This window comes from Streptomyces sp. TLI_053 (genome assembly GCF_900105395.1).
Taxonomy (GTDB): domain Bacteria; phylum Actinomycetota; class Actinomycetes; order Streptomycetales; family Streptomycetaceae; genus Kitasatospora.
In genome coordinates, this window is the sequence record NZ_LT629775.1 from 7,864,132 (window position 1) to 7,885,781 (window position 21,650).

Here is a 21,650-nt window from a genome sequence, read left to right on the forward strand (position 1 = left end):
GGACCTCGGCAGGACCCGCACCACCCCCTGGAACGACCGGAAACGGCAGGCTGATCCACGTGCCCTACTCGTCGATCGTGGTCGACAAGACGACCGCGGACTTCTTCTCCAAGGTCACCGGCATGCCCTGGCCGGAGATCCGGGAGGGGGACCTCCGCGAGGTCCGGGACGCCTACCAGAAGCTCGCCAAGGACCTGCCGGAGCTGCGGCGCCTGATCGCCGAGGTCGCGATCAAGGCGCGGCAGCAGTTCGAGGGGCAGGCCGCCCAGGCCTTCTCCGAGCAGATGCGCCAGTTCATCGGCGAGACCGGTGCGTCGGACTACATCGCCTCGGCGACCAAGACCGCCGAGGCGCTCGCGAAGTGCGCCAACGACGTGGCGACCGCGGCCGAGTACACCAAGTGGATGGCCATCGCCCAGCTCGTCCAGCTGCTGCTGGAGATCGCGCTGGCCATCCTCTGGGCGCCGTTCACCTTCGGCGCCAGCCTCGCCGGGATCACCCTGAAGACGATCTTCACCCGCGAGGTGCTGAAGACGCTGATGAAGTTCCTCTTCAAGACGATCCTGCTGCACACCTTCGCGGGCATCATGAGCGGCCTGACGATGGACCTGGTCATCCAGAACATCCAGATCGGCCAGGGCAACCGCAAGGAGATCGACAAGGACGCCCTGAAGCAGGCCGTGCTGTTCGGTGTCATCGGCGGCGTGATCTCCGGCCCGCTCAACCTGATCGGCATGGGCCTGGGCAAGCTGCTGGGCCGGCTGCTCGGCAAGAGCGGCGGCCGGGTGGCGGCCGACAAGCTGTCCGACTTCATGATCAACGGTGACCGCAAGGCGCTGAACGAGGCACTCAAGGCCGGCCTGGAGGGCGTGGCCAAGGGGAGCAAGGGCACGCTCGGGGACGTCGCGGGCGTGACCCTGAAGTCGACCGCGACCGAGGGGACCGGCACCTGGTTGAACAAGGCGGGCTCCCGTGCCTTCGCACGCGACCTGGGATCGATCCTGGAGTCCAACGAGAACCTCCTGCGGCACGGCTTCGGCAAGGCCGGGGCGGGCTCGGCGGCGGACAAGTTCGTCGAGAGCCTGGCCGGGAGCTTCAAGAAGCACCTCAAGGGCGAACTCGGGGACGTGGCCGCGGAGAAGCTCGGCCGGGAGTTCGGCGAGGCCTTCGTCAAGGGCTGGGGCAAGAGCGGCGTCGACCACGCCGCGCTGAGCGCCGGGCTGCGCGAGGTCCTGGAGAACAGTGGCAAGAAGCTCGGCGAGCGCGGCGTCGGTGCCCTCGCCGACCGGATGGTCGACGTCGGCGAGCACATGTCGCAGGGCAACCGGATGTTCCACCTCGGCTACGCGATCGGCGAGCAGCTCAAGGAGGGCGTCCAGGGCAACCTGACCGAGGGTTTCTACAACCTCCTCTTCACCGACAAGCACGAGTTCACCACCACCCTCGCGACCTTCGGCTCCGGCATGGCCATGGGCCTGATGGCCCGCGGGCTGCACCACGCCGCGACGCCCCTGATGGGGCGGTACATGGACTGGGTCCGGGACACCCAGTTCAAGGCGATCGCCGAGGGCCAGTCCAAGTACTTCCCGCCGCACCACCCGCTGACCATCCTGGCCCTGCTGAGCAACCTGTCCGGCAACCCGGCCCCGTTCCCGGTGCCCCGGCTCGGACCGCAGCTCGGGTCGGACGGCGGTTCCGGGGGCCACGAGCGCCTGCTGGGCTTCTCCCGGGGGGAGGGCGGTCCGGCGGACGGCGACATCGCCTCGGCCTTCCACCGCGCGTTCGGCAACGCCGACCTGGAGCACGTCTTCCGGGACGAGGCCGACGACATCCGCGACCTCTTCCGCGAGGCCTTCGGCCGGGGGGACATCGAGGACGTCTTCAAGACCCCGGACGACCCGGACGCGGTCGAGTACGCGAAGGTGTTCAAGGAGACCCTCGAGCACGTGCGGTTGGAGGACTCCTTCGACGAGTGGATGCCCGGGGCGACCGCGCCGACGCCCGTCGGTACCGTCTCGCACGGGGGCGAGAGCGTCCGGACGCAGACCCCGGGCCAGGGTCAGCAGCAGGGTCAGACCCAGGGGCAGACCCAGACGCAGGGACAGGGACAGACGCAGGGGCAGGGCCAGACCCAGCGCCAGCAGCCGAATCCGATCACCGGCGAGACCACCCGCCCCTCGCCGGTCCGGACGACCTCCACCTCGTCCGAGAGCTCCACGTCGCCCACGTCCACGAGTTCCACGTCCACGTCGTCCACGTCCACCGCGCCCCCGAGGACGGCCACGGCCTCCGCCGCGCCGGACCCGGCCACGGCGACGGTCCCCACGTCCTCCGCCACGCCGGCCCCCGTGCCGCACCCGAAGCCGGCCGGCGGCCCGCCGTCCGACCCGCCCGCACCCGGCCTGGACCCCGCCCCCGCGCGCCCCGCACCGCCGACCGCCTCGAGCACCGACCTCCCGGTCCCGCCGTCCACCACGCAGCGCGAGCCCGCCCCGAGCGGCCTGGAGAACCAGGGCAGCCCCGGCAACCCGAACGGTCCGGGCAGTCCGGGCAGCCCGGGGCACCAGGACACCCCGCAGCCGGTGCCGCCCCACCAGCAGACGGCCACCGTCCACCCCGGGCCCGTCCCGCTCCCGGTGCCGCCGTCCGCACCGGCGCACCCGACGCACCTGCCGAACGCGGCCGGCGGCTCGGACCTGCGGCCCGACTACACCACCCGGACCGTCAACCCGCCCGCCGGCCCCCGCGCCGCCAACGAGGCGCCCTCCCCGCTGCGTCCCCACGAGGCCCGGCGCGGCACCCTGCCCACCGGGGAGCGGGCCACCGAGCTCGTCCTGCGGCTGCACCTGGACGGCACGGGCCTGGGGCAGCAGTCCGTCCAGCGGGTCGCCGCCCTGCAGCGGCGGGCCCTGGACGGCGTAGCCGACGCCTACAACGGCGGCCACCGGCTGCCCGACGGCAGCGTGCTGCGGGTGCGGGTCGAGTTCGTCGACGCGCCCGGCACCGCCCACCACACGGTGCGGCTGCACGACGGCACCGTCCGCCAGGACACCGCGAACTGGGGCCTGCGGGCCGGTCGCGACACCCTCGGGCACGAGATCGGACGGGTCCTCGGCCTGAACGACCGCTCCCGCGAGGTGTACCGGGAGGGCGGAGTCGACCGGCCGGTCCAGGGCCCGGTGCCGCAGCGGCTGCGCACGGTCGGCTCGGCCGTCGACGAGGCCTTCGCCCCGGACCACGGCCCCGACGGCCCGACCGCCGCCCCGGTGCCGCCGCTGGTCGCGCCGACGGTCCGCACCACCTCGCTGTACGGGACCGGCGGCCCCGAGGGCGCGGGCGGGCACCTGCTGCGCGACACCGTCCGCCGGGCCCACACCGACGGGCAGTTCCAGGAGAACCGCAACCGGACCGTGCACCTGGAACCGTCGGTCGACAGCGGTGAGCAGGGCCGGACCTTCTTCCCCCCGCACTGGACCGCCGACGAGGTCGTGTACGCCGCCGAGCAGGCGTTCCGGGACGCCCGCACCCGCGACCCGGACCCGGACGCGCGCGGGTGGGAGGGCGAGTACGCGGGCGTGCGGATCGTCGGCGAGCAGCAGGACGGCCTGATCACCGGCTTCCGGCCCGCGGCCGACCAGGGGACGCAGGCCCCGCCGCCGTACGCGCCGAGGCGGCCCGCGCCGCCCGGCCCCGAGGACTTCGGGCGGCCCGAGGAGTTCGGGGACCGCCGCTCGATGACCGGTGTGCACCACGCCTTCGACCCGCCGACGGGCGCGGCCCACGGCCTCCGGCTCGATCCGGCGCGGACCGTCAACCCCAACGGGACCGCGCGGCGCCGGGTCTGGTTCCTGGACCCGTCCCTGCGGCCGGACTCCCCGCTCGCCGACCTCCCGAGCCGCTGGCACCGGCGGGCGGACGCGGCGGAGGACCCGATGCACTACCCGGCGAACTGGCCGGCCGCGAGCGTCCGCCTCGCCGCGGAGGAGGCGCTGCTGGTCAACCCCGGCCGGCGGGTGCCGCTCGGCGACGGCCGGACCGAGCACGTGGTCGGCGAGGCGTGGAACATCCGGTTCGAGGGACTGGTCCGGGACGGACAGCTCCTGGTCCACCGGCCGCTCGACCGGCAGGTCGCCTGGCGGGGCGGCAGCTACGGCGACGGCTACCCCGACACGGTGGTCGCCCGCGGCGCGGAATCCTCCGTCAACACGGTCGGAGGGGGGCTCCCGGTGACCGTCCGGAGGGCCCTGTTCGGGACCCGGGAGGCGGGCCTGGAGGTGAGCGTCCGTCTGCACCTGCAGTCGGAGGGCATGACCCCCGCGGACGTCACCGCCTACCGGCAGCGCCTCCAGGAGGCCGCCGACCGCCTGGTGCGGGACCAGGCCCCGTCCACGCCGGTCCATCTGCGGCTCGAGTTCACCGACGACCCGGCCGGGGCGTTCTCCAGCGCCCGGCCCACCGCCGGCGGGCAGCCCGTCCTGCGGGACCACCTGGGGCCGCTGCTGGACGCGGGCGGGGACAGCGCGCTGGACCTGGTGGCCGATACGTTCGCCAGGAACCTGCCCGACACCCCGCTCGACGTGCCGCTGCCGGACCCGGTGCCGGGAAGCCTCCGCGAGCCCGGTGCCGCCGACCCGGCCGGGCCGCCGCGGACCGCGGACCTGATGGCGGAGCACCTGCCGTTCATGCGCCGGGGCTTCACCGACGCGGCGTGGGACCGGCCCGGCCAGGGCGTCCCGCCGACCTGGACCGCCGACGACGCCCGGTACGCGGCCCACGCGGTCGCGACCGGCGCCGTGCCCGGCGTGCTCGTCCCCCGGCGGTCCACGGAGGTGGCGGGCCAGGTGATCGAGGGCACCGTCGCGGGCGCCGTCGTGCGGGTCTCGATGTCCGCCGACGGCCGGATCGCCGGGTTCTCGGTGTCCCGGCCCGGCCCCGGGGCCGAACTGCCGACGTCCGGCTCCGGCCCGCGCCGGATCCTCTCCACCGCCGAGGTCGAACCGCCCCGGGACGCCTTCGGCCTGCGGATGTCGGGCCGCCAGTGGCAGTCCTACCAGGCCGACCGGGTCCGGCTGGCCGACGGCGACACCGAGACCGTGCTGCGCCTGCGGGTCCACCTCGACACCGCCGGCCTCACCCTGCCCAAGGACGAGCTGGAGGCCGGACTGCAGGGCCTGCGGCAGCGGGCCGTCAACGGCGTCGGCGAGCACTTCAACCGGGGCCAGCGGCTGCCCAACGGCGACCTGCTGCGGGTCGAGGTGACCTTCGTGGACCGTCCGGAGGACGCCCACCTCGACGCCAGGGTGCACCAGGGCACGAACCGGGAGTCCCTGCACAACTGGAACCTCGGTTCCGACGAACGCACGCTCGCCCACGAGCTGGGCCACGCCCTGGGCCTGCCGGACGAGTACCGCGAGGCCGCGTGGAACTCCCGGCCGGTGTACCAGGACGGCGCGCTGATGACCGCCCACAACACCGACCGGTACGGCCACTTCCTGACCGACATGGACCGCCTGGACCGCAGCACGGCGGACTTCCACCCCGCGCAGGGCCTGCCGCCGCGCTACCTGCGCGACCTCGGCGCGGTCGTCGACGGCGCGCTCGGCGCACCCCGCCGCCCCGCCACGCCCGGCGGGCCGCCGCCGCGCGCCGCCTTCGGCGAGGAGGCCCGGCGCACCGCGCTGGAAGGCGGCCCCGGCGGGCGTGGCGGCCACCTCTACCCCGGGCCCGCCGAGCCCGGGCCCCGCCCGGAGCGGGTCCCGGGCTCGGAGCACCGCAACGGCACCTTCCGGGTCCTCGCGGCCGACCCGGGCCCGGCCCCGCGGCACCTGGACACGGCCGGCAACATGTGGACGGGAGACGCCGGCCGGGAGCCGGTCACCCGCACGATGTTCCCCGCGCACTGGTCGGCGGACCACGTCGTCTACGCCGCGGAGCAGGCGTACCACAGCGCCCGCCGCACCGACCGGGTCGTCGAGAGCGACGGCACGTACCACTGGACCGGCGAGTACGGCGGGGTGCGGATCGAGGGCGAGGTGACGCTCGGGGTCTTCGGCGCCTTCCGTCCCTCCGACGACCAGGACGGGATCGCCACCCCCACCTTCGAGCCGCCGAACCTCGGCGAGCGGCGGTTCGGGCTGCACGGCGAGAACCACGTCCTGTTCGGCGACCGCCAGGCGCTCACCGGCGTCCACAGCCGTCCCCCCGCGGCGGTGGCCACAGTGCACGGCGTCCAGGTGGACGCGACCGCGCTGCACACCAACGAGAACGGCACCTACCGGGCACAGGTCTGGTACCTCGACCCGGTGGTCGGCCCGGACGCGCCCCTGGCGTCCTTCACGACCCGCTGGTTCCGTCGCGCGGACAACGCTCCGCACACGATGTACCCGGACAGCTGGACGCCGTCGACCATTCGGAGGGCCGTCGACGAGGCCTACCGGAACCGGCTCGACCCGCAGCCGGCGGGCGATGGGACCGAGCACTGGGTGGGCACCCACGACGGGGTGCGGATCGAGGGCCTCACCCGCAACGGGGTCCACCTGGTCCACCGTCCCACCGTGGACCAGCCGATCAGCCGCTGGCGCGACGAGGAGGTCGTCGAGCGGTCCGCCACGGGCGGACCGGTCGGGTACGGCCAGGGGGACTCCGAACTGACGGTCCGGCACGTCCGCTTCGCCGCCGGGCAGCAGGGCGTCGAACTCCACGTACCGGTCCGCCTGCGCTTCCCGGCCGATGCCACGCCCCAGCAGACGGCGGCCTACCGGGCCGCCGTGCAGGAGGCCGCCGACCGGCTCACCGCGGACGTCCGCGACTCGGACGGCCGACTGGTCCGGGTGGTCGCCGAGTTCGTCGACCACGACGGCCCCGGCCACCGCACGGCGGACGTCACCGCGGACCTCCCGGCGGACGGCGTCGCGCTGGGCCGTCTGATGCCCGACATCGACGGCCGCCTAACCGACCTCCGGGACCTCGCCGACCACGCCCGCGACCGGGCCCCCGCCGACGGCTGGACGCCGCACGGGGACCCGCGCCCCGCCGCGGTGCCGCTGCGCGAGCCCGACAGCCCCGGGACGGCGCGGCGACCGGAGACGGTCAGCTGGCGCGCCTCGGAGAGCCCCGGCGCGGACAGCGGCTACCACCTGCCCGCCGACTGGGCCCCGGCGTCGTCCGGTCTGCCGGTCCACTGGACCCGCGCGGACGCCCTGGACCACCTCGGGCGGGCGGAGGCGGACGGCGTGTTCACGCTCCGGCGGCAGCCGGTGGACGGGGGACCGGCCGGCCACACCTTCGACGTGCTGGAGCACCAGGACGTCACGCTGCGGCTGGTGCGCGACGAGCGGAACCGGATCGTCGGCGTCGAGGTGGTCGGCGACGGGACGTTCCCGCCCCAGCTCACCCGCGCCGTACCGGAGCCCGGAGGCAGGTCGGACGCCGGGTCGGGCACCGGGTCGAACGCGTCGCGTCGCCCGGGCCCCGAGGAGCCCAACGCCCCCCTGGCACCGCGCCAGGACGCCGCCGACGACGGCACGCAGCAGCACCTGGACGACTCCGACGACGACATGGACGACTCCGACTACGTGTACGAGTCCGACAGCGACGACACGGACTCCCTGCACAGCTCCGACGACATGGACGAGGAGCCGCTGTCCCCCCGGGACGACGCGTCCGACCGGGACACCGACATGGACTCGGACCGGGACTCCGACCTCGACTCGGAGATGGGCTCCGACGACGGGGCCGCGAACGTCCCGCCGCACCAGCCGCAGGCCCCGCGCTTCCTGGCCGAGACCCTCCCGGTGACCGTCGGACCGCCCCGCGACCCCAGGCTGCTGGGCCCGTCCGGCGGCGCCGAGCTGCGCGGCTTCGACGCCCGCCGCGGCCGGCTGACCACCGGCGAGGCCGCGACCGAGCTCGTGCTGCGGATCCACCTCGACACCGGGCAGCTCCCGGCCGGCCGGGCGACCGCGGAAGCCGTCGCCGCGCTGCGGCAGCGCGCCCGGCGCTCCCTCGACAACCGCCTCAACATCGGCCACCGGCTGCCCAGCGGCGACGTCCTGCTGGTCCGGACCGAGTTCGTCGACACCCCCGGGGAGGCGCACCACCACGTCACCGTCTACCCGGGCGCCTTCCGCGAGGACAGCGCCCGCTGGGGCCTGGACACCGACGAGCCGTCGCTCGCCCACGAGATGACCCACCTGTTCGGCATGGCCGACGAGTACCGCGAGCGCCGCATCCCCGGCACCGACGACAACGGCGTCGCCCACCCGGAGCGCCGCGCCCGGCCCGCCTACCCCGACGGCGGCATCATGGGCCCGGGCTTCCTCGCCGAGGGCCGGATCCGCTACGACCAGGACGCCGGCATGGCGGGCACGGACGGCACCATCCAGAACCAGACGCTCGCCCCGCGCAACCTCAGGGAGCTGGGCGCCGCGATCGACGGGGCGTTCGGCACCCACGTCGTGCCGCCGCACGACGCCGGCACGCCGCCGCCGCGCGCCGCCTTCGACCTGGACGCCCGGCAGCTCTCGCTGTACGGCGACCGCCGCACGTCGGGCGGCCACCTGATCCCGCCGACCGGTGCGGAGCGCCGCAGGCCGTGGGCGCTGATCGAACGGCACGAGAACGGCGTGCTGCACGTCGAGTTCGAGCCGGCGCAGGCCGGCGCCACCGGCCCGAACGGCCGCCGCCGCGCCGTCACCGTGGCCGGCCCGGCGGTCGCCGGCGACCTGCTGTCCTCCGACACCGCGGTGCGGCGGCGGATGTTCCCGCGGCACTGGACCGCGGACGACGCCGTGTACGCCGCCGAGCAGGCGTACCTGGACGCCCGCCGGACCGGCCGCGTGGTGGCCGTCCCCGGCGGCCTGCACCGGTGGACGGGCGAGTACGCCGGGGTGCGGATCGAGGGCGAGTTCCGCGCCGGCCGGTTCCGGTCGTTCCGGCCGTCCGACGTCCAGCCCGGGGCGGCCGACATCCGCACCGTGGCCGACCTGCGGGAGTCGCTCGCCCAGCGCCGCCCGGACCCGGTGACCACCGACCTCGGCGCCCAGCTGCCCCCGCCGGGCAGCGGCACTCCGGCGCCGCCGCCCCGCAACGCCCCGCGCCGCCCGGTCCCGGTCTTCGGCCAGCTGGCCGAGGACGTCGCCCGCTACGGCGACCGGCAGCACCTCACCGGTCTGCACCACGAGGTGACCCCGGTCGCCACGGTGAACCCCGCCCTGCCGACCGCGGTGTCCTCCGACCCCAATCCGGTGCTCCGCGGCCACGGCGCGATGGTCACCGACCGCTCGGACCCGATCCACAACGGCACCTACCGGGCCCAGGCGTACTTCCTGGACCCGACGGTCGCCCCGAGCTCCCCGCTCGCCGAGATCCCGACCCGCTGGCGCACCGACGCGGCCACCGGGGGCCGGCGCACCATGTACCCCCGGGGCTGGACGGCGACGGAGCTGCTCGCCAACGTCGACCACGCCTACAGCAACGCCCTGCACGCCGTGCCCCAGGCGGACGGCCGGACGGTCTACTGGGTGGGCGAGGCGGGCGGCGTCCGCATCGAGGGCCTCTCCCGGGACGGCGCCCACCTGGCCCACCGGCCCACCGACGCGCAGCCGATGACCGTCTGGGACGGCAACCGGGTGCGGGCGGTCACCGAGTTCTCCGAGGTCCTGGTGGGAGGCCGGCCGCTGCCGGCCAGGCGGGTGCTGTTCGACTCCGACCAGGTCGGTCTCGACATCACCGTGCGGGTCCTCCCGGACATCGATCCGGCCATGACGGCCGAGCAGCGGGACGCGGCGAGCCTGCGGATCCACCGGGACGTGGCCGCCTTCGTCCAGGATCGCGCCATGCAGGGCGTCCCCGAGGGCGAAGTACCGCCGGTCCTGCTCAACGTCAGGGTGGAGTTCGTCACCGACCCGGCCGTCGCGTTCACCGCCGTGCGGGTCCGCCAGGGCGCGCAGCCGGGTCTCGTGGAGGTCCTCGGCCCGCTGGTCGTGCACGGCGGGCAGGACAGCTTCGCCGGGGTGGTGCACGGCCTCCTCACCCATCTCTCCCCCACCCACCAGGAGCTCTTCGCCGCCGCGGGCCCCGCCGCCCGCCCCGCCGACCTGCGCGAGCCCGGGCCGCTGCGGCCGGGCGAGACGCCGCCCGCCCACCTCGCGCCGATGGCCGACCTGCGGCTGCTCGAAGCGGCCTTCTCGCCCGGGGCCTGGGCCGCCGACCCGCGCGACCTCCCGGCCGACCGCAGCCTGCCCCGCGAGTGGACGGCCCACGACACCCACTGGATCGCGGACTGGGCGGTCACCCAGCACGACGACGCGGCCGGCCAGGGCACGGACGACGGCGTGGTCGAGTGGTCCTACCAGGGCGTCCGGATCCGGGTCGAGCTGCACGACGGGCTGATCGTCGGGGTGGAGGGCGTCGGCGACCAGCGGGACGTGCCGCAGCTGCACGTGCCCCCGCAGACCCACGCCGCCGGTCCGGCCAACGTCCCCGTCCTCCTCACGCCCGGAGCCGACGGCCCGGTGCTGGAGGCCCCCGACCCGGTCGGGCTGCTGCGGACGGTCGCCGACGCGCACCCCGACGGCCTCCGCGAGTACTTCGGGCTGCCCGAGGACGTCCCGCCGGCGGAGGTCCACCGGCTGATGATGGCGGAGGTGGCCGAGTACCTCCAGCGGACCGGACCCGAGGACCTCCCGCGCGAGGTGGTGGCCGGCTTCCGTCCGGACCTGGAACCGAACTCCGCGACCGCGGACGCCCTGCGCGGCCTGCGGCACGGACTGCTGAACTGGGACCCCGCGCTCGACGGCGACGGCGGACTCGGCGGGGCGCTCGCCCCGCTGCTGGCCCACACCTTCGAAGTGCGGATGGTCGTGGTCGACGAGGCCGGGGCGGTCGCCGCCGGGTTCGGCCCGCACAACACCGCCACCCAGGTCCTCCTCCGCGACGACACCCCGGTGGCCGCGCCGGTGCGGGAGACCGGGGCCCCGCCGCTCACCGACCTGGTGGCCCCGACACCGCCGTCCCACCTCGACGGGCCGATCCGGCAGAGCACGGTCATCGGGGAGCACGTCCGTGCCGACGGCGTCCGCGAGCAGACCCTCGGCCACCTCGACGCCGCCGTGGAACCCGGATCCCCGCTCTCCCGCTTCCCGTCCCGCTGGTGGTCCCCCGAGGACCCCCGCGGGCCCCTGGCCTATCCCGCGCACTGGAGCGCCGACGGGATCGCCGAGGCCGCCCGCACGGTCGCGGCACGACCGGACCGGCGGCTCGACCTGGAGGACGGCCGGCACCGCTGGTCCGGCGTCCACGACGGCGTGGAGATCACCGGGATCTCCCGGGGCGAGGAGATCCTCGCCCACGGCCCGGCCGACCACCGACCCGACAGCACTGCCCCGGACTGGACGGACTCCCGCCAGCTCCACATGTCGGAGGAGGCGGAGATCGACCTGGGCGGCGTCCGCTTCGGTGCACGGTGGGGCCTGCTCGACAGCGGCCACGAGGTGCACCTGCTCGTCCTCCCCGTCCACCTCGACACCAGCGGAATGACGCCCGGGCAGGCCGAATCCGTGCGGGCGCGGCTGACGGACCACGTCGAGAGGCTCTTCGAGGACTCGACCGCCCACCGGCAGCTGCGGGCGACCCTGGACTTCACCGACTCGCCGCAGGAAGCCTCCTGGCACATCGGAGTCGGCCGCATCACCCTCCCGGCCGCGCTCCAGCGGGAGCACGAGCAGGGCCTGATCGACGCGGTGTTCCACGGCACCGAGCACGTCCGGGAGGGCATGGACGGAGAGTCGGCGCCCATGCTCCGGTTCCCGGATCCTGACGATCCGCCGGCCGCCCCCGAACTGCGGCCGGTGCCGCCCCGCTTCGACCGCCGCCTGTTCGAGCCCCAGGCCCTCGTGCACAGCGGTCTCGGCCTGCCCCGCGAGTGGATCGCGGACGAGCGCCACCACGCCGCGGAGCAGGTGCTGAGGGCGAGCGACTACCACCGCGACCGCCTGCGGACGCAGGCGATCGTCGAGGGCGAGTTCGCCGGCGTCCGGATGAGGCTGCTGGTCGACAACGGCCGGATCCTCGACTACCACGCCCCGTCCGGCCAGCGGTTCGGCGACCAGGCCTCGGCCTCCCCGGTGCCGCCGCCCGCGCCCGGCCGGGTGCTGCGCACGGTCGAGGTGCGGCCGCCCGACACCGGGACGCCCGAGGGCAGGTTCCTGTCCTCCCTGCAGGCCCAGCGGATCCAGGCCTTCGAGGCCCGACGGGTGATGGACCCCGACGGCGACACCCGGACCGTGCTGACCGTCCGGGTGCATCTCGACACGGACGGGCTGACCAGCACCGGAGCACGGCGGACCTGGGACATCGAACACGTGCACCTCTCCGCCGAGACGGGTCTGCGTCAGGTCTACGACCGGGGCCAGCGGCTGCCCGACGGCTCCCGGCTGGAGGTGGCCGTCCGGTTCGTCGGCCCGACCGAGGCGCCGCACCACACCGTCGAACTCTGGGACGGCTCCGTCCCGGAGGACTCCGGGACCTGGGGGGTGGAGAGCCATCCGCGGGTGATCGCCCACGAGATCGGCCACCTGCTCGGCCTGGACGACGAGTACCGCCGGCCGGGCAGCGAGCCCCGTCCTGTCTACCCCGGGCTCGGGCTGATGAGCTCCGCGTCGCTGGACCGGTACGGCCGACCCTCGTTCGACGCGGCCCATCCCCGGCAGGACAACGGCACCGACATGCCGGAAGCGGCCGTACGGCCGCACCACCTCGACCAGCTGGGCGCGGTGCTCGACCGGGCCTTCGGCAGGCCCCCGGCGGCGACCCCGTCCGGCACGCAGCAGCGGCGGGCGGAGTTCGGCGAGGACGCCCGCCGGACCTCCCTGGAGGACGGGCAGGACGGCCGGGGCGGGCACCTGCCCGCGCCGCCCGCCTCCGGACGCCGCCGGCTGCCGCCGGTGCCCGGTTCGGAGAACCCGAACGGCACCTACCGCACCGACGTCGGCGGTCCGGCGGACGGCCGACGCTCCGGCGACCGGTACCGGATGATGTTCCCGGACCACTGGGACGCCGACGACGCGGTGTACAACGCGAAGCAGGCGTACCTGGACGCCCGGCGGACCAACGGCGTGACCGGGCCGGTCGACGGCCGGCAGCGGTGGACCGGCGAGTACGGCGGCGTGCGGATCGAGGGCGAGATCCTGGGCGGCGAGTTCATCTGGTTCCGGCCCTCCGACAACCAGCACGGACTCGAGGCGGCCACGTTCGTCCCGCAGGTCCGGGTCACGCCGTTCGGCCACCGGGTCGACGAACTGAACCGCTACGGCGACCGGCACACGCTCACCGGCTTCCACAACGACCGGCCGAGGCCGGACCACCTCGCCGACCGCGGCCTGTACGTCGGTCCCGACCTGATCACCAACAGCAACGACACCAGGCGGGCGCACGCCTACTTCCTGGACCCGACCGTCGCGCCGGGCTCGCCGATGAGCCGGTTCCCGTCCCGCTGGCACCGCCGCGCCGACGAACAGGGCCACACCTTCTACCCGAAGGACTGGGGCCCCGAGGACACCCTGGAGCGGGTGGACTACGCCTACCGGAACCGGACGAGCTCGACGCGGCTGCCCGACGGCAGCGTGCACTGGACCGGCCGGTCCAGGGGTGTCCGGATCGAGGGCATCGTCCGGGACGGCCAGCACCTCGTCCACCGGCCGACCGACGACCAGCAGGCGGCCGGCCCGGCCGGCGACCCGCCCGCGTCCACGCTCAGGGCCCCCGTCACCCCCGGCACCGGTGAGCGTCCGCCGACCCGCACCCGCGAGGAGGACGAGAACCCGGCCGAGCTCACGCCGGACTTCCACAGGGACCTCGCGAAGGACGCCGGGCGCGGCCTGCCGCCCGAGTGGGCCGAGGCCGAGCGCCGATACGCGGCCCGGATGGTCGCCAACCAGTCGGACGGCCCGAACAGCCCGTTCGAGGGGGAGTTCGCCGGCGTCCGGATCCGGGGGACGCTGCGGCACGGGCAGATCACCGACTACGAAGGAGTCCCCGGCCAGGAGTTCGCCCCCCAGCGCCGGCGGCCCCCGGCCGCGCAGCAGCCGCCCCTGCAGGCGCTGCACCCCTCCGGGTCGCAGCCGCACGAGCAGCACCAGCAGCCGCACACACCTCAGGTCGAGGGGGAGGCTCCGGAGGCCGGTTCGCCGCTGCTGCGCGCGCTCGTCGAGGAGGATCCGCAGCTGCTGCGGAAGCTGTTCGGCGAGGAGGAGGGCGGGCGGCTCGCCGCCGACCCGGCCGCCGCGGAACGGGCCCTGCACGAGCTGGTCCAGCAGCGGTTCCGGGACAACCCCGAGCTGGCACGGGAGGCGCACGAACTCCACACCGCCTGGGCCCGCCGGCTGGGCATCGAGCCCGCGGACTGGCAGCCCTTCGTCGAGGACCTGCGGCGGGAGATCACCGCGCGGCCCGGGACGGAGGGGGGCGGCGCGGTCGAGCCGCGGATCGTGCGGGACGCCTTCGCGGTGCTCACGGCCGCCGCGCTGGACCTGCGGGTCACGCTCGTGGACGTCCGCGACGGGCGGGCGCCGCTCGCCGAGTTTGGCACGGCGAACGGCCGCCGGACCACCATCGACCACACCGAGCAGGACGGCTACTCGGCCGTCGCCGCCGCCGAGCGCCGCCAGGAGCAGGAGCGGCTCGACCGGCAGCGGCGGGAGCGGGAGCAGAATCAGGAGGAGGTCGGGCGGGCGAGCGAGGACGAGCAGGACCAGGTCAGGCGGGCGAGCGAGGACGAGCAGGACCGGGAGCGGCTCAGGCAGGACAGCGACGAGGAACCGACCGAGCAGGAGCTGCAGCAGATCCGGAGGAACGCGGAGGGCAAGGCCAAGGCTCCCAGGACGGTCGACGGGGGCGAGGACAACGGCCGCAACCCTGTGGACGAGAACCTCGTGCCGGGCAAGCGGGAGACCGAGGAACTGGACCTGCCCGAGATCAACCGGCGGTTCAGGGAGATGGAGGACGCCGAAGCCGCGAGGAACGCGTCGACGGAGGGGCAGAGTTCGAACAGTCGGCCGTCGAAGTCCGAGGTCGAGGAGGCGCCCGCGCACCTGCCCAAGGACGAGATCCAGGAGGCGCCCGCGCACCTGCCCAAGGACGAGATCCAGGAGGCGCCCGCCCACCCGCCCAAGGACGAGATCTCCGTGGCTCCGGTCCCGCCCAAGCCCGCCGAGCGGGCGCCACTGCTGCCGCCGCGGGCCGTCACCGAGTCCGGAATGCTCTCCGGTTCGCACATGGTGACCGGCATCGGCGAGCCGAGCAGCGTCCTGACGGTCGACCTCGCCGCGCGGATCGCCGACGCCCTGCCCCCGGCGACCGTCAACCGCGAGGCCCTGGCCAGGACGCTCGCGGAGAGCCTCTTCAGCGACTCCGGGCTGCGCGCCCAGGTGTCGTCCCTCTCCCGGGGCGAGGTCCTGCACATCCCCGTCGGCACCGACGCCCGGCAGGGCACCATCACCGTCCGCGGCGAGGTGGCGGAGCTGGTGCACCGGTCGAAGGACAAGGCGAAGGCCAAGTTCGAGTACGAGGGCGGCAGCGACCGCGTCGTGACGCTCGGCACCACCACGGGCGGCCGCAAGCGGGGCGGACTCGGCCTCCAGGGGCGGTTCGACTTCGTCAAGCTGTTCCGGGTCCAGGCCGCGGGCGGCGTCCAGGGCGACCTGATGTCCTGGGAGGGCCTGACCACCCGGGCGCGCCTCTTCTCGCGGTCCAAGACCACCGAGGTGACCGAGATGTTCGACGGCAAGCTGCGGCTGGAGGTCGGCTACCAGCCGGCCGGCCGGCGGGGGACGGAGGACCTGTCGGTCCGGCTGGACCCGGCGGCCGCGAACGTCGTGACGACCCCGATCGAGGTCGGCATCCCGCAGCGCGAGACCAGGGCCTCCGCCGACGCCCTCGACCCCGTCCACCTCGGCTGGCCGGACGACTTCGACCCCGCCCGGCGGACGCAGCCGCGGCTGCACCTGTCCCACGTCATGCTGGACGTCCACGCCAAGGGTGAGCCGCGGCTGCGCGTCGCACCGGGCGAGGACGCCGCCGGCACCGTGGAGATGCAGGTCCTGAACACCCCGCCCGGCCGGCCGCAGCAGCGTCAGGTGATGGCGGGCGTGGTCGACCTCCTGGCCGGGAACGCCGACGTCAGGGAGGCGCTCGGGAGCAACCGCAGCTTGCTGTCCGACCGGCTCGTGGCGGAGTTCGGCTACCAGCGCCTCCAGCAGGACTTCAAGGGCATGACCAACGGCGAGGCCGTCGTCCTGCGGGTCCCCGGCAGCGACGTCCGGATCGAGGTGAAGGCTGCCAACCGCGAACTGAACGTCCTGGCCCTCACCAATGAGACCGAGTTCAACACCGGCGCGGGCGACATGGTCACCAGGCTCCGGCGGAAGGTCGTGAGCGGGCTCCGGCAGATCCAGGGCGGTGGCCGGATCGGCCCCGACGAACTCAATGTCAGCGCTTCCTACGGCGGCCGGAAGGGGTCGGACTCGATCCACATCTCCGGCCGGACCCTGGAGACCGCGGTCACCACCAAGACCAAGGAACCCGGCGCGATCCTCGACGGCGACGGCTACCTGGAGGTCGTGGTCCACAAGGGCGACCGGCAGGTGGGCGATCCCGTCGAGATCCCGGTCGGGTTCCGTACGGTGATGCCGCAGTCGGACCTGGTGGCACCGCCGCAGCACGACAAGGCCGTGGCCGAGGCCGCGGTGGCCAGGCTCGTCGAGAAGCGCCTGCCGGAGTCCGCGGTCGTCCGCGACATCGGCTCCGTCGAAAAGCTGCGGACCGATCTGGAGACGGCCGGCAAGGAGTACTACGGGCGCCTCTGGCCGACCGTCCGGGACGAGGTGATGCAGCTCGTCACCCAGCCCGCGCTGGCATCCAGGCTCGGCGCGATGACCCGGGGCGAGCGGTTCGAGCTGGACTCCTTCGACCAGAGCAAGCCGGGCGTCCTCAAGGACACGGTGCTCGGACGCAACATCAAGGTGACCGTCACCGCCACGCTCACGGACCCGAAGTACCTCAGGCAGAGCGCCGCGGCCGACCTCAGCCGGCAGAACGAGACCAGCACTTTCGAGTCGGAGCGCCGGCAGGAAGGGAAGCACGAGGTCAAGCAGGGCGGCGTCGGGTTCCCCGGTGTCACCGGCGCGCCCTACGCCAACGCGGACCTCGGCTCGCAGGAGCGGGTCCGGGTCGGCACCCGCGACTCCGCCGCGGACAAGCTCTACGCGAACAGCAAGGTCCGCGACGCGCAGGACGTCTTCGGCGGACGGGTGACCCTGACCCTGACCCTGGAGGGCAGGGGCGCTCCGCGCCCCGTCGAGGGGGACTTCAGCACCGAGTTCAGCGTTCGCGGCCCGAAGGCCGAACTGCCCCTGGAGCCGCACCTGCGGACCCACACCGTCCTGCCGCGCAACCAGCTCGGCGCCTCCTCGGTGGTCTCGTTCAAGGACCTCCCCGACGGTCGGAGCGGGGGCACCCAGGTGCTCACGGACGTCCGCGCCGCCCTGGAGAAGCGCTTCGCCGCGCGCGGCGGCGTCTCCCGGCAACTGGAGCGCACCCTCACCGAGGAACTCGGGCCGAGGGCGCTCCAGGCCAACCTGTCCCAGCTCACCCGGGGCGGGGCGCTCAAGGTGCCGGTCGGGGGCCCCGGCTGGTCGGCCGAGGTGGTCGTCCGGGCCAGGTTGACGGAAGCCCCCGTGCTGCGCCGCGAGGTGGGTGACGCCGAGATCGAGGTCGGTACGCAGAACCGGACCGGCCACGGCGTCTCGTACGACCAGCGGGAACGCATCACCGGCACCGTCGGTGCGACCGGCAAGCCGAGCGCGGACGGCAAGAGCGTGCTGACGGTCGACTACTCCTACCGGCACGACTCGGCGACCGGCGTCGCCCTGGAGACCGCGGGCACCACGGTGAACCGGGCGAAGAACGTGTCGCGGGCCGCCGTGTCCGACGCCGATGTCAGCTTCGACGTGGAGATCCGGGGCTGGACGGGCGGTCTGATCCCCAGCACCACGAAGCTCCGCGACATCCGGGCGGCGGCCGAGGTCATCACGCCGCAGTACAGCCCGGTGGAGGCGCCGCGCGCCGTCCCGGACCGGATCTGGCAGACGCACCGGCTCGGGTCCTCGGACGTCGTCACCAATGTGTTCGTGCCGGACGCCCGGAACAACGGCGCGGCGCCGTCCCACGGGAGCACCGGATCGGTGTCCTCCGACCGGAACGCCGGCGCGGGGCACGCCAACGAGAACAGCGCCGGCGGGAACAGCCTCGGCATGGACAGCCTCGCGACGAACAACACCAGCACGAACACCATCGTCGCGAACAGTGCCGACACGAACAGCACCACCACGGACACCGGCGTCAGGAGGCCCGACTTCGCCAAGGACCTCCTGCGCGGACAGGGCGACCCGGGCGAGTTCGGCGGCAGGGACATCACCAAGTGGCTGTCCGGCCCGGGCAGGTCCGGCCTCCGGCACAAGCTCTACGACGTCCTCACCCCGAACACCCTGCACGACCAGCTCAGGACCATGATGTCCGGCCGCGAACTGGTGGTCTCCGACGGGGGCGTGACCATTCGGATCGGCGCGTCCGTCCGCACGCTGGAGCACACCGGCAGCACCAAGACCACCGAGTTCAACACCGGGACCCAGAACGAGCACAGCCACTCGGCGGCCGACGGGGCGACCGGCGGCGGGGCGGGCTCCGGCCACCAGCTGCGCGCCACGCTGGGTGTCAGCGGCGGCCCCTGGTACGCGGGCGGGTCGCTGACCGGGGCGACCGGGCACGACACCCAGGAGACCTGGTCCAACCGTGCGGGCTCCGGCAACACCACCAAGGTGAAGCCCGCCAACGCGAGCATCTTCAGCGGCGAGGCCGACCTGCACTTCCGGGTCGAGTGGAAGGAACCGGTCAGCACCACGCCGCCGTTCGTGATGGCCACCAAGCACGCCTACTTCCGGCGCGCGCTCGGCATCGAGACGGTCATCGACGTCGCCGAGACGAGGGAACGGGCGCCGGTCGGCGACACGCCCAACCCCCGCAACGTCTTCGACGCCGCGACCGCGCCGCGCGGAGCCGCCCTGCGCGGCCTCACCGACCACACGTCCGCGGGCCAGGCCGTCCGGATCCCGCCGGACCGGGTGTGGACGCACGGGCTCGTCGACACGGACGTGGTCCGGAAGGTCGAGATGGGGCCGGACGCGCGGCAGCAGCTGAAGGCAGGAGCGGAGGAGTTCCTCGGCGCGGGCACCTGGGACCGGATCCGGGGCACGGTGGACCGGATGATCGACCCGGTGGCGCTGGCGAGCCGTCTCAGCAGTCCGGTCACCCCGATCCCTCCGCGCACCCCGGCGGAGAACGCGGGCGCGGCTCCCGATCCGTCGGTGCCGACGATCACGCACGGCCCGGGGAACTCCACCCTCCTGATCGGACCGACCGACCTGGCCGGCGACGCCCGGGTGGAGGTCAGGGTGAGGATCAAGCAGCTGGAGTTCGTCCGGACCGACGCGACGTCGGAGTCCAACCCCACCAACACGACCTCGGTCACCGACGGCGCCAACGCCCAGCGTTCGGTCCAGGCGGCGGTCCGCCTCACCGGCGGCGGCAAGGGCGAGATCAACGAGCACGTCGGCGGTCGCGCCGGCGTCTACGTCGACGGTGCCTACCAGCACCGGACCGACCTCGCGACCGGCGAGGGCGGCCAGATCGTCAACAATGCCAAGATCAAGACCGACACCGCGCGGTACCACGGCTTCGCCGAGGTGGAGGTGGTCTACCACAAGGACGGGAAGACGCTCCCCCGGCAGGAGCTGATGGCGATCGAGATCGACATCCCCGTCGACCAGGTCAAGGGGAGCGCGGACGTCCCCGCCGGCGGCTACCTGCGGTTCGACGAGGACGCGCGCGACGGTGAACTCCGGCTGCACGGTGCCTCGTCGGGGGCGGTGCAGTCGGTCGCGAGGGCGCTGCGGCTGGACCCGGCCGCTCCGGACGACCGCTCCCGGATCCTGGGTGTCGGCCGGGTCGCCCGGGACCTGCTCGCGGACTCCCTCACCACCGAGGGCGACCGGGCCGTGCGGTGGCTCAGGGGCCTGGACCGGACGCTCGTGCTCGCCGCGGACGAGTCGAACGGAGGAGCCTTCGAGCAGATCCGCCGGGTGCGCGACGGTCAGGCCGTCCCGGCCGCGGACCGGCGCCGGCTCCAGCACCTGGTCGAGCACGTCGGCGAGCGCGGCGACCTGTCGGCGGCCGAGGTGAACACCCACTGGAACGCTTCGGGCGGCCCCCGCCGGGACGTGGACCTCAGCCTGCGGGAACCGTCACCCGAACCGGACCCGACGATCCGGCTGGCCGCCGACGCCGGCAGCGGCGGCAGCCTCAACAGGCTGCTGGAGAACGTCCGGCGGACGGTCCTCGCCCCGGAGGGCACCGCGCCCCGGCGGGTCGAGATCACCCTGGACGCGCCGGCGGAGCGGGCCGTGCGGGAGGCCGACCGCCTGGAGCGGACGCTGCGCGGAGTGCTCCGGAGCAGCCGGCGCGAGGTGGAGGTGGTCATCGTGACCACCACGGCGCGGGTGGAGCGGGCGGAGGCACCCGAGGCGGGCCGCCCCGTCGGCGGTGTCCGGAGCTTCCGGGTCGGGCCGCCTGAGCAGGTTCCGCCGGTGCAGGTTGCGCCTGTGCAGGAGACTGCGCCGGTGCAGGTTCCGCCGGTGCAGGTTCCGCCGGTGCAGGAGACCCCGCCAGTGCAGACTCCGCCGGTGCAGGTTGCGCCTGTGCAGGAGACCCCGCCGGTGCAGACTCCGCCGGTGCAGACCCCGCCCGTGCGGCGTGCGCCGACGGAGGGTCTGCCGCACACCCCGGTCGACGAGCCCCTGACGTCGGACTCCTCCGCTCCCTCGCCGTCGCGGAACGGTTCGGACCACGACACTCCGGACCTGGTGGAGGACACCGGCAGGCGGACACTCCTCCCCGAGGACGTGTCGGGCGACCACCGGCGGGAGGCCACGGGCGCCTCGTACGCGACGGCCCCGGAGGAGTTCTACCTGCACGAGGGGGCCCGGCTGGGGGACGAGTCGGACAACGTGTCGGTGGACACGGATCTGCTGGACCTGCCGGAGGCGCCGCACCAGCGCGAGTCGACCACGAACACCTGGTACTCGGCCCTGCCCTTCGACGGCGGGGACTCGGACAACACCTCGCTCCACTCGGACCTGACGGACGAGTCGGATTCCCGGAGCGGGACGTCCGAGGACTCCTGGGTGGTGCTCCCGCCCCCGAGCGTCCGGCCCCCGCAGGGTTCGAACGGGCAGGCCCCGCAAGGTTCGAACGGGCAGGCCCCGAACACCCGGGCCCCGAACGTCCCGCCCCCGCACCTGTCGAACACGCCGCTGCCGTCGCACGAGGCCGACGGGCCTCCGCAGGTCGAGGAGCCGGCCCCCGCGCAAACCCTGGAGGACAGCATCTTCAGCGCCCTGACGCAGTGGTTCCCCGGCGGCGGTGAGCGGTCGTGAACCGTCCGGCCGGGTCCGGCCGTAGGAACGGAGTAGGAGCACCCGAGGTCCAGTCGGCGGGGTGGTCCTGTCGACTGGGACTGCATGCGAGGCCGGAGGAGCTGC

1 protein-coding gene is annotated in these 21,650 nt (G+C 74.5%); it reads left to right on the forward strand.

Features of this window, described 5'->3' with window-relative positions:
• The first annotated feature begins 59 nt into the window (after positions 1-59).
• Complete coding sequence (locus tag BLU95_RS32975; protein ID WP_093863198.1) at positions 60-21,545, forward strand: EndoU domain-containing protein; 21,486 nt, start codon at positions 60-62, stop codon at positions 21,543-21,545.
• Positions 21,546-21,650 lie beyond the last annotated feature (105 nt).